At 38.9% G+C, this 9,936-nt stretch carries 9 protein-coding genes; 7 read left to right on the top strand and 2 right to left on the bottom strand.

Annotated features, from left to right (window positions below; translation table 11 throughout):
- Window positions 1–165 precede the first annotated feature (165 nt).
- On the bottom strand, window positions 166–480 hold the full coding sequence (locus tag ACM0OX_RS33930; protein ID WP_414519414.1) for a hypothetical protein: 315 nt from the start codon (window positions 478–480) through the stop codon (window positions 166–168).
- Between the two features lie 829 nt (window positions 481–1,309).
- On the opposite strand from ACM0OX_RS33930, the gene ACM0OX_RS33935 reads away from it, so the two are divergent.
- Window positions 1,310–2,359, top strand: coding sequence for a M28 family peptidase (locus ACM0OX_RS33935; protein WP_414519416.1), 1,050 nt, complete (start codon window positions 1,310–1,312; stop codon window positions 2,357–2,359).
- 172 nt (window positions 2,360–2,531) lie between these two features.
- On the opposite strand, the gene ACM0OX_RS33940 is transcribed toward ACM0OX_RS33935, so the two are convergent.
- Window positions 2,532–2,984 carry a hypothetical protein gene (locus ACM0OX_RS33940; protein WP_414519417.1) on the bottom strand — a complete coding sequence of 151 codons (453 nt, stop codon included), beginning with the start codon at window positions 2,982–2,984 and terminating at the stop codon, window positions 2,532–2,534.
- A gap of 777 nt (window positions 2,985–3,761) precedes the next feature.
- On the opposite strand from ACM0OX_RS33940, the gene ACM0OX_RS33945 reads away from it, so the two are divergent.
- From ACM0OX_RS33945 to ACM0OX_RS33970, 6 genes are all read left to right on the top strand, one after another.
- The gene (locus ACM0OX_RS33945; RefSeq protein ID WP_414519419.1) at window positions 3,762–5,411 is read left to right on the top strand and encodes an alpha/beta hydrolase; all 1,650 of its coding nucleotides are present in this window, start codon (window positions 3,762–3,764) and stop codon (window positions 5,409–5,411) included.
- A 906-nt stretch (window positions 5,412–6,317) separates the two neighbouring features.
- On the top strand, window positions 6,318–7,004 hold the full coding sequence (locus ACM0OX_RS33950; protein WP_414519421.1) for a DUF6875 domain-containing protein: 687 nt from the start codon (window positions 6,318–6,320) through the stop codon (window positions 7,002–7,004).
- 83 nt (window positions 7,005–7,087) lie between these two features.
- Window positions 7,088–7,231: a hypothetical protein gene (locus ACM0OX_RS33955; RefSeq protein WP_414519423.1), complete on the top strand. Its 144-nt coding sequence runs from the start codon at window positions 7,088–7,090 to the stop codon at window positions 7,229–7,231.
- A 96-nt stretch (window positions 7,232–7,327) separates the two neighbouring features.
- A complete protein-coding gene (locus ACM0OX_RS33960) occupies window positions 7,328–7,792 on the top strand; it encodes a CYTH domain-containing protein (protein WP_414519425.1) in 465 nt (154 codons plus the stop codon).
- 267 nt (window positions 7,793–8,059) lie between these two features.
- Window positions 8,060–8,308, top strand: a complete 249-nt coding sequence (locus ACM0OX_RS33965) for a helix-turn-helix domain-containing protein (protein ID WP_414519427.1) — start codon at window positions 8,060–8,062, stop codon at window positions 8,306–8,308.
- A gap of 267 nt (window positions 8,309–8,575) precedes the next feature.
- Entirely contained in the window at window positions 8,576–9,757 is a 1,182-nt protein-coding gene (locus ACM0OX_RS33970; protein ID WP_414519429.1) for a hypothetical protein, read from the top strand.
- Window positions 9,758–9,936 lie beyond the last annotated feature (179 nt).

Below are 9,936 nucleotides of genomic sequence, written 5' to 3' on the forward strand. Positions count from 1 at the left end.
ACCTTTCAAAGTCCCCCTTTTTTAAGGGGGATTTAGGGGGATCTAGAATGTTTTGCTACCAAGAAAAGGACTTTTCAAACATCCTCTAAAGCGCGTAACCTTTCATCATCACCAAAAGTTGCCAAGAACTTTATCTCTTCATACTCTTTTTTGGTGAAGGTATTGTTAAGCACATTTATTATATCTGGGACAGCAAAACAACTGAAACCTACCGCCAACACCAACTACAGTTCTTCCTCCGTTGGGACCAACGTCTACCCGTTTATCGGAACTGTTAGCTATATCAACTTTTATGGTAACTGTATAAGGACAGTTATTAGTTATAACAGTTCCACCACTAATATATTCTGCTGAAACACATCCTGGCAAAGGCGCTCGCTGATTTGACGAACATTCATCAGCTAAAGCAGGTGCAATAAATAAAATTTCTAAACATATTAAACGGATAGTTAAATTGGAATATTTTTTCAAAAAATTCATAAAACTTTCCTCCTTGAAAAAACCAAATGACTGCGATATCTAAACATTCTCCAGCTATTAAAAACGAGGTACAAATTGAGTGTACCTGTGATTGCCTCTAACGCCTATATATCAATAATTTAGTGAGGGCAGGATCAACTGTCAAGGAAAATTGATAATCTGGCAGGATGCTTATTGCTTGATATTACAATCTTACTTATTTTTCTGAAATACTCCTTTCGGTATACTTATTTTTTTAGTGGGAGTTAAACAGCGATCGCACCCAAGATGCTTAAGATTTACCGTAAATCCAACATCTTTTTTAACAAAAGAGTGAAAGGTTAGAAAGTAGATACAGCAATAGTTTTAGCGATAGGAAGTAAGGATTAAGGGAGTGCGATCGGCGTAAAAGCAATATTATTTAATCAAAATATTGAAGATAAGTAACTAATCTTTATCAAGAGTGAAGCTGGTAAGAAAAATAATTCCCGAATCTGAATTATTAGATGTCGTAAGTGTTAGCGGAGGTTTGCTAGACGTTCTAAAAGTTACCAGACCTATCACTCGCAAAGCAGTAGATATCACTAAAGAACTAAAACTACTTACCCATCTATAAATCAACCATGATGTGGATTATGATATTTGGTCGTTTCAGGCGCTTCGCATAACCCTGATTTACTCTGAACTAGAGGAATTACATCAGAGGGTAGAGAAGTTTAACTCATGAATTGATCTGTCTTAAACAAGGCAAACACTAACACCTGTTGCCTGAATACTTCTGACATAACCCTCTTGTCCTCCCCAAGGTTGATTTGCGCTACCCTAAGTCAGGAAGCCAAGGATAAATCAGATGAGAAAATGGATTTGGCTGATGCTGTTGGTGCTGATGACAGTTGCCGTGTTGGGTAGCAGAGGTAGCACGTTTTTTGAACAGCGTCCCTCACCGACAATTGTTGAGCGGATTCCACTAAAAACACCCGAACTACAGCCATCAAGGGAAGTTGATATTACTCCCCAAGTCTCTACTGACAAGCTGCTAAACCATATCCAAAAGTTGAATTTTCAGCGCTACACCACAAAAGAGCGATCGCTTACTCGCATTTATATTACAGCTGAACTGAAAAAATTCGGTTGGAAACCTAAATTAGAAAAGTTCTCTGACGGTGTGAATATTTTTGCCGAACGTCCAGGAACTAACAAAGCCGCGAAAGCAATTCTCGTAGCAGCGCATTACGATACTGTTGCCTCTTCCCCAGGTGCTGATGATAATGCCAGTGGTGTAGCCGTAGTGCTGGAAGTCGCTCGGTTGCTCGGTTCCCGTCCTACGCCACGGACGTTACAGTTAGCTTTTTTTGACCAAGAGGAAGCGGGACTTTTGGGTAGTCAGGCTTTTGTGAGTAAGACAGCACGCTTGCAAAATTTAGGCGGAGCGATCGTTATGGATATGGTAGGTTACGCTTGTTACACTCCTGGATGTCAGAAATACCCTGCTGGATTGCCTATTACACCACCTAGCGACAAGGGCGACTTTTTGGCAGTAGTCGGCGATACAGAACACTTGTCTTTGCTTAATGCCTTTCAAAACTCACAAAATATCCCCTCAACTGCCCTGAATAAACAGGAATCAATGCCAGCAGTTCTAGCACTACCAATTCCTTTTAAAGGTTTACTGACACCAGATACCCTACGCAGCGACCATGCACCGTTTTGGTATCAGGGTGTGGGTGCTGTGCTGGTGACAGATACTGCAAATTTACGTACTCCGCACTATCATGAACCTAGCGATGTACCAGCGACTATCGAGCGATCGTTCTTCACCGGAGCAGCACAAATTGTAGTTAATGCGACTAGTGCCTTGTTAGAAAAAGACCAGGTTTTGGAAACTAAACCACCAAGCTAAGTTATGAATTATCAAACAGAATTCAGGAGTCAGGAGTCAGAATTCAGAATGAATTTTGTACGACTCGCTAACGCTACGCTATTAGTTGCGGGTTTGAATCCCCGACTGATTTATTCTGACTCCTGTTAGCGGTAGCGGGGCGTTTAGCCCATTCTGACTTCTGAATTCTTCTTCAAGAATTATCTTGACCAGCTTTTGGTTCAGGGAAAGTCAATGTCCAATTATTTTTATCATTGACCTGAGAATATAAACCTTGAAGAATGAGCCGCAGAGTTTTTCGAGTTCTAATAGCCTTCTTTACCAGATAAGTTCCTGGTTCAGCAAAGATATCATCAAAGTTTTGTTTATAACCAAATTGTTTTGAACAGTAACTACCAGCACCTTGGACTGTTAACACAAAAAATGGTGCTTGTTTGTATTCATTAGGAATCATAAAGATTCCATATACATGGTGACGACCACGCCACGGCTGAACAATAACCTTAGTAGCATGTACTTGGAATTTTGTAGTTTTTGATGCGATAAAAGCCTCGAAATTGCAATCAGAATCATTCACAGGCCACCACAGCGCAATAATACTCAGAGAGAGTAGAAAAATTAAAATATAGGGTAGTCTGCGACGCATAAAGCCAAGAAAAATTGTTGATGCGGCTGGGGGAATTTGATGAGTAACGATCGTGCAGCTACAGCAATCAGACTATTCACCTGCAACACCTCTGCAAAACATTAAGCAGTCGGTTAAATTTTCGGCGTTGCTGAATCAAGGGATGATTCTTGTAGGGTGGGCGACACGAGAGCCCTGAAATACAAGGGACGGGCAAGATGCCCATCCCACAAAACTAGCAAAATCATCCCGCAAATATGCAACGCCAAATTTTCCTGTCAAAAAAAATACAGATTGTAGATGCGATTGCTTTCCCTGTTCTAGTAGCTCCGTTACAGTCTTAAACCTAGCTGATAAACAATCGAGCTTTTGTGGCTGTTAACACTGATTTATGCTCAAATTTTTAGCTGTGATGAATTCTACAATTCGTTACTTTTGTTATGCTTGTAATATTTCTCTGTTTGCATCAGCAGATGCTTTCAGGAGATTAGAGCGTAGCCCGCATCTCTCACAAGCTCAAGGCGTTTGATGGAGCAGAAGAGAAGTAATGAGTAATGAGTAATGAGTAAAAACTTATTACTTATTACTTCTTACTTATTACTTATTACTTATTACTTCTCCCCTGCACAAGCGCAGGCTTTAGGAGGTGTGGTGAGAAATCCGGGGTAGGCGTAGCCCGTCGTAGACATCGCCATCAAGTTAAGAAAAAATTTACTTTTATTTCTAATCAATTATTGGGGTAGTCAAATACACAAATATCCGTTATATTCCCGTAAGTAACAGTTGGTATAAAAGTTTATGGGAAAAATTTGGAGAAGTCTTAAGACAATTGCAGGTTTCTTTAGCGCTATCGCACTTACACAGTTTGGGGCAAATACTTCGGCCATTGCTGCTGACACAGTTGTTGTGCGTTTGGGTTTATTTACAGAATCTATCTCTGTTACTGAGTTGCAAAAGGCTGTAAAAACAGGAAAATTGCCTGGGAGTTTACAGTCTTTATCTGAAGAACAACGCCGCTTCTTCTTGGGGGCGCTGGGCATGAATATACCTATGAATGTTGTCACACTTGATAGGTTAATTAATACCCAGATTGGTACAACTATTCTCAATGATTTCGCTACAGCCTTAGCCCGAAAGGATAAAGCCGGGGTACAAGCACTGAGAGCAGGATTGGTATTAGGTTCTAATGCACCGCAAGGTCTTTCCATACTGAGTTTTATTGCGGCTTATCCCAGTAAACGCTTAGAAATTGATTTGCCAAAGGCTTTCGCTGTTGCAGGGAATTTAAATACAGCTTTTTGGCGTACCCAGCAATTCATGTTAGCGATCGCTCCCCAACTCGACCCCATAACAGCACATCCGAGAACACCACAGATTGCTTTCCCTTTCGATCCTAGCCAACCAGGAAGCGCCCAAGTAAAAATACTCAACTTAAGTCTGAACGATCGAAAGCGCGACCGCCAAATCCCGGTTGATATTTACTGGTCAACTGCTGCAACTCCCGACAAACCCGTAATTGTCTTTTCTCACGGCTTCGGGTCAGTCCGCACGGACTTGCGTTACCTAGCAGAACATTTAGCATCTCACGGCTATGTAGTAGCAGCTTTAGAACATCCCGGTAGTAATCAGGCAAATGCTAACTTAGCATTACAAGGCAAAACCAGAGTCATGAAGCCTCAAGAGTTTTTGTATCGTCCTCAAGATATTAGTTTTGTCCTCGACGAATTGGAAAAGCTCAACCAAACAGCTAATCATCCCCTACAAGGGAAACTTGCAACCACAAACGCGATGGTTGTTGGCTATTCTTTTGGTGGTGGTACAGCTTTAGCACTTGCTGGGGCCGAGTTGCAACTAGAACATCTCAAACAACGCTGTAAAAAGAACTTGACTATCTTGAGTTTGGGAGAAAATATGCAATGTATCGCTCAAGAACTACCAGAAAATAGTTATCAACTACGAGATCCCAGAATCAAACAGGCGATCGCTCTCAATCCCACAACTTCTCTGATTTTTGGCGAAACTGGGTTAACTAAGATACAAGTTCCCACCATAGTGTTAGCAGGTTCCGCCGATAAAACCACCCCAGCTTTAACTGAACAAATTGTCGGATTTGAAAAAATCCCATCCCCAAAATCGCTAGTTGGTATAATTGGCGGTACTCATCTCAGTGTAAAAGACCCCAGCACCACATTAGATCAGATCGGACAACCAAATACACCAATTAGTGGCGGTGAAGTTGTCGGTGAAAAAGCAGCAGATGTTCGCAAGTACGTTAAAGCTTTAACCTTGTCCTTTGCTGCACAGATGACTCCAGAAGCTAAAAACTATGCTATCTTCCTGACACCAGACTATGCTCAGTTTGCTTCAACTGCCGCATTTCCATTTCGTCTCATTACGCAGATTCCTCCTGAAGCTATGGCAGTGGTGAAAGAATTTGTTGAGAGATAAGAGACTTCTAATTAAACAAATATAGGACTTACGTATCATACATATTGACTATACTAATTTTGGGCTTTGGAGCCATGTCTAACACCCAGAACAGTAAATATGCGACAAAATCAGGGTTGCAATTAGCACCTGAAATATAAATTTGACTTAATGCATATTATGGTTAATTGGTATAGTACTGTAAGTCCTAAAATATTTGATTTTGTGAGTAGCTTACTTAAGAATAGGGATATGAACGGTAGAAGTCGCCGCTCATTCTGCCTACCCCTTTGATTTTTATTTTTAGACCAAATATGCTGTGATTAATATACGGCTTATACAATTGGCTTTATACCAATTCTGTGTAAACTTTTTACTTCCTACAAGTGTATTACCTTGATAGTAGCCCTAAAGTTGCTGTTAAATCTACACCAAATTTTCACAGTAAAAATAACTATTTACACATAAAATTTATAATGTATTCATAAAAATAACAGAAGCTTAACAGTGTAAAAAACTAGGAGTAGATGCCGAATAATGATGATACATACGTATCCTATAGAAATCGTAAATTCTTTTTGAAAAATTCTGTCAATTAATTGTAGGGTGTGTTAGCAAAATGTAGCATGCCCTACATGTGTTTCAAAATTCAAATATTAGTTCTGAAGCTAACATATTACAAACTAATTTCAAAACAAATGAAAACAAGTTATTTGATGGGAAATATGTTTGTGTATGTATTGAGGTAAATTACTTTAAGTTTACAAAACCGAATGGGAGATCGTTATTATCTTCTGCAAGCTACAGATTAACCAAAAATCAACAACAAAGGGCTTGTTTTATTTACTTAAGTAATTAGTTTTACCTATATGTGTAAAACTAATTTGGGATTCAGAATTAAACAATTATTCCATTTCACTCAAGCTTATGCAACTCTATACAACTCGTGAAATTGAACAACTCCAGCAACACGAAGACCTTTCTGCCTTAATTGAAATTATGGAGTGGGTGAAAAATTTTTTAGGAAGGTCTCATCCTAACTTAGGTAGACCCGGCGCAGTTTGCCCCTTTGTACCTTACTCTCTCAAATCAAATAGTATTCGTCTAGCAGTCATTCACACAAACGATTTGTATCCAGAACAATTAGAAGAGATTGTTGGACGCTATCGAGATATATTTCTGCAAATAGATGTTAAAGAGCAGGAATTAGCAATTAATAAAGCTTTTTTACTTATTTTTCCTGACATTCTTATAGAAGATGCTTCTAAAGTAATAGATAGTGTCCAACAAAAACTTAAACCTTTGTTTGTTGAGTCAGGACTGATGATAGGAGAATTTCATAAACGTAATGAAAGTCCTGGTCTGCACAACCCAAACTTTCGTCCACTTCGTAGCCCTATCCCCCTGTTGGCTATTCGGTTCATGGTTGAAGCTGACCTCCCATTTCTTCAGAATCCTGCCGATCCACACTTACGTATTCGGTATTTAGAAGCTTATTTAAAGAATTTTGAGCATAAATTTACAGATGAAACAAAGTTTAAAAATGCTCATCAAGCATTGGCTTTAGCAAAAGAACAAATTAAACAAGAAAATTTGGTGAGTTCTTATATATAAAAAATGTTTGAATTCAGTGCTAGTGATTGAACGTAGGTATGGAAGATTAACAGTCTTTTCAATTCACTGCACCTTGAAATAAATTGGATACAAATGGCGAATTTACTGCTAGTTGCAATTGCTTAGTGCAGATAGCATCAAATCGTCATCAGGATATAAATTATCGTCCTATAGTAGAAGCGATCGCTAATTATCAATTAGTAAATATCAATACTTCAACAACTTAACTCTGATTTGTAATAATTGCACACACATTTTTGTGAAGAGATTTAGGATTGCTATATTATTTGTGATATAAAAAAGCAAATAATTTGGTAAATAACATGGCGAAAGAAATAGAGCGTAAATATTTAGTGACAGGAGATAGCTGGAGAAGATTAGCTGAAGGTAGTGTATATCGTCAAGGATACATTGCTACAGAAGACAAAGCAACTGTACGTATACGTATAGTAGGTGAAAAAAGTTATTTGACTATTAAAGGCCCCAATATTAAATATTCGAGATTAGAGTTTGAATATCCTATTCCTGTTAAAGATGCTCAAGAAATACTTGAGACATTATGTCAACGTCCCTTTATAGAAAAAACCAGATATAAAATAGAGTCTGGTGGTTTGATTTGGGAAATAGATGAGTTTGATGGTGTTAATAAAGGACTGATATTAGCAGAAGTTGAACTCACTGATGAAAATCAGCAAATTGAATTACCGAACTGGATTGGACAAGAAGTTTCTGATGACTCCAGATATTTCAACAGCAATTTAGTAAAATACCCTTTTTCAGAATGGTAATAGCCTGATTCTGACTCCTGACTTATTCTTCAACAAATATTGATTTTAACTGCTTCTTGACAACAGGATGCTTATTTCGTTGCGTAATTGATTCCTGAGGAGTCTCATTAGGAAATACCGTATCTACGGACGTATAATTACTTGGTTAGTAAATCAAGAAAGTATAAAAATTCTAGTATATTTTCGCCTATCAATTCAGCATTAGCCCCAATAGGATGTAGCGGAATACATATCACTCGCCAGATTAACAGGTGCGTTCTTAGCTAAATGACAATTAAGAAACCTTTGCTAATCAAGCAACCGGAAGTTGGAAAGCTCATCCGTGAACTTCGTGGCACAACTAGTCTTACCCAAGAACAGTTTGCAGCATCTTTAGGTATAACTTATTCGACGGTAAACCTTTGGGAGAAAGGACATGCCAAGTCTTCATTTCTACCTATGCAAAAGATTGAGGAGATGTTAAAGGAGATGGGCGATCTGGGGCAGAAAGTCTCGGTGAAGTATTTGTCGAATTAGAAAGCAGCCAGAGAGGCAAATTAATTGAAGCTACTTTCCCCCAATTAACAGGTTATCGCTACGACATAACCACAAATAACTCAATTCTAATTTTACCGATGTTTGCAGATATGCACATTTTGCGGATTACTCAACCTTTGAGTTTACCGTAGCCGATATTTTCTGCACTTTTGAAGACGAGTTTAGCTTAAAAACGCGCAAAAACTCCCAAAAATTTTTTTTAATTGAGCGCCAATATTTTTCAGTCAACTTTATCTGGACTGTACAATGTTTGATTACTCTACCCCCGCTTTAGCTACATATCTTAATATTTCTTCGCCAAGAGCAGCTTGCACTAACGGCAGCAAAGTTGCGGTCATCAATACTGAAGGTGTATGGGAAGTAGAAAGTAATGGGAAGAAAAAACTAATCCCAAATTCTAATTACGATGCTCGTGACATTGTAGCAATTGACGGCAAAACTTATGTCTTAGCTGTTCCGACAGGACTAGTAAAAATAAAAACTGACGGAACTAGGCAAAAAATAGTTAGCAATACAGCTAATTCAAAGACACGGGTAAAATTTTTACAAAATTGGATTATTTACCAGTCTGCAAATACTCTATCAATTTATGATAAAAACCTCAACTTTAAAGCCAAACAAAGCTATGGCGTAACTGAGGTAATGGATTTTGAGTATAAAAACGGCTATCTCTACACTAGTGGCTACCAGCAACAAAAGAGGTTAGGTATTCCCGTCCAGATAGCTTTTCTTTACCGAATGGTTTTTGACGGAGCGAAAATATTTGCTTTGGCAAATTTAGCAGGAAATAACCAAGGTAAGCTTTGGGGCTACAATTCTGCCGATCTTGCTCACGACATGGCAGACACAAGACTTAACCGATTACATATTTTTGAAGACAAGCTTTATGTCCTTGGCTCAGTTTATGGGGGTAATTCAATCTACAGGTGGAATGGCAAAGACTTATTAACAAAGACTTTGATTACCACAGACTCCTATACCAATGCTGCACAAACCCGTGATGAGACAAAGGTTTATATAGGAACTGTTAATCTAACTAATTTTACTGTCGAGCGTGGACAGCTAAGTATTCCAAGAAAACCTACAACTGCGGGGATGGGAGACGGCAGTAGCAATTTCCCTAAAACTATTTACTCAGATGGGAGTACAATTTTTGTGGGTTCCTCTGCTGCTTATGCGATCGCCAATAGAGATAATCAAACCTTCATGGGTAAACCCATCTCGGCTTACCGTGGAGATGCGTCTCTTTTAGTTGTCTCCAAAAACCTAATGACTCGCCACGCTTGGGTAACACCGGGAAATGGTGAAGTATTGCTATTTACTGATAAGTTTGTAGTAATCAAAACAGATAATAAAATAAACGACTTGGCTACAAATGTAGGAACTGCCCAAACATTACCAACAAATACTTATTTCGTTAAGTTTTAATTGAGCAACGAGACTATCTACAATAGACCTCTTGCAAAAGTCCCTAACACCCCACCCCCAACCCCTCCCCGCTTGCGGGCTACGGTGTATACACAAGTCTTTGAGAGTCGCCTCACAGCGTTTAGATCCCCCCTAACCCCCCTTAAAAAAGGGGGAACTAGAGTCAAAGTCCCCCAATT

Origin of the sequence: Nostoc sp. PCC 9305, from assembly GCF_963920915.1 — a bacterium.
Classification (GTDB): domain Bacteria; phylum Cyanobacteriota; class Cyanobacteriia; order Cyanobacteriales; family Nostocaceae; genus Nostoc.